Genomic DNA, 1,561 nt, shown 5'->3' with positions numbered 1-1,561 from the left:
CCACGGCGTGACCATGCACGCGCGGGGCTCGGTCACCATCGACCTCAACCGCCGCTGCTCCAGCTACCGCGCCCTGGCCGGGGTCGACGACCTGACCCTCGGTGTCGGCGCCGCCCGCTTCTCCGTGTACGGCGACGGGGGCCGTCTCTGGCGCTCGCCCGTCCTGCGCGGACGCGGCAAGGCGGTGCCCGTACAGGTCGGGATCTCCGGGCAGAAGACGATCCGGCTGGTCGTCGAGGCGGAAAAGCCGCTCGGCGGGCTGGCGTTGGCCGACTGGGCGCGGTCCGTGATCAGTTGCGGCTGACGCGGTCCACCGCGCCGCCACCGATCCGTACGCCCCTGATCCGCACACCCGCGATCCGTACTGCCCCCGCGGCTACGACCGCAGCGTGGGCCGGGGCAGTACGCCGCCCGCCACCGCCCGCTGACGCGGCGCCGCCGTCCCCGTCCAGCAGGTGCCGCGCCGCGACAGCAGCCTGCGCAGCCACAGTTCCGTGGAGACGAGGTCAGCCAGCCCGTCCAGCGGCACCGGCTCGCCCTCGGCGGCCGCCCGCAGTGCCTTCCGTACGACGCGTGCCTCGACCAGACCCGCGTCGGCCAGCAGCGGCGCGTCGAAGAGGCTGATCAGTTCCCCGATGGCCACCCGCAGCCCGGCCCTGGCCGCCGCCGCGCTCGTCGCGCGTGAGGTGGCGCCCCAGCCCGCCGGGAGATCGTGTATGCCCGCTCCCGCCAGGACGGTACGGAGGATCTCGGCGCGCGCGTCCGGCTGGACCCGCAGCGCCTCGGGCAGCAGCCGGCAGGCCCGGACGACCTGGTTGTCCAGGAACGGCGCGTGCAGCCGCTGGCTGCGGATCTCCGCCGCCTGCTCGAAGACGCGGTGGTCCGCCGCGTACCGCGCGAGCGCGGCGCGTGCGCGGGCGTCCCCCGGCCGCTGCACGGAGGTGGGGCGGGTCGCCGCTCCCAGCAGCCGAACCGATACTTCCGCGAGCGCCTCCCCCGTCATCCAGCGGGCGGCGGGCCCGGGGCGCGACCAGGTGAGCGCGGCCAGCGAAGCGGCGAGAGGGGCGTCGGAGACGGCCGAGCCCGCCGACCTGACCGCCTCCGGCAGCCGGGCTGCGGCCTCCTCCAGGCCGCTGCGGTAGGTCGTACGGGCCAGCTTGCGCGCGGCGCGGTAGACGGTCAGCGGGACGAACAGCGAGGCGGGCGAGGCGCCTTCGCTGCTCGTCAGCGCGGCCACCGGCCGCAGCAGGTGCCGTCTGCGCCGGTCGAGCAGCAGGTCGGCGAGGCGCGCCGGGTGCGCGTCGAGCACCTCGCGGGCGCCGCCGCCGGTGAAGTGGTCGGCGCTGCCCGCCGCGAGGCGGCGCCGGTGGCGTTCGGCGAGTACGAGGGAGGGGCCGGGTTCGTCGGTCAGCGGCCCCTCCAACTCCGCGTACGGCAGGGCCTCCTCGCCGGCCGCGACCACGACGTGGTGCAGCCGGGGGTTGGCGGCGATGGCGCGGGCCCGTTCGAGCTCGGCCTCGTCGCGCCCGCTGACGGCCAGGTCGTTGAAGGTGACGGCGAG

Annotated in this window: 2 protein-coding genes; one reads left to right on the top strand and one right to left on the bottom strand. The window is 76.6% G+C overall.

Annotation, left to right across the window (positions count from 1 at the left end; translation table 11 throughout):
- A partial coding sequence (locus QR77_RS21340; RefSeq protein WP_173476327.1) for an NPCBM/NEW2 domain-containing protein occupies positions 1–304 on the top strand: 304 nt, incomplete at its 5' end.
- 72 nt (positions 305–376) lie between these two features.
- Here QR77_RS21340 and QR77_RS48920 read toward each other — a convergent pair.
- Positions 377–1,561, bottom strand: a 1,185-nt coding sequence (locus QR77_RS48920) for an asparagine synthase-related protein (protein ID WP_040023664.1), incomplete at its 5' end; no start/stop codon positions are given.

Source organism: Streptomyces sp. 150FB (genome assembly GCF_000818195.1).
Taxonomy (GTDB): domain Bacteria; phylum Actinomycetota; class Actinomycetes; order Streptomycetales; family Streptomycetaceae; genus Streptomyces.
The sequence above is the reverse complement of the archived record's forward strand: the minus strand, read 5'-3'. Positions and strand labels throughout refer to the sequence as shown.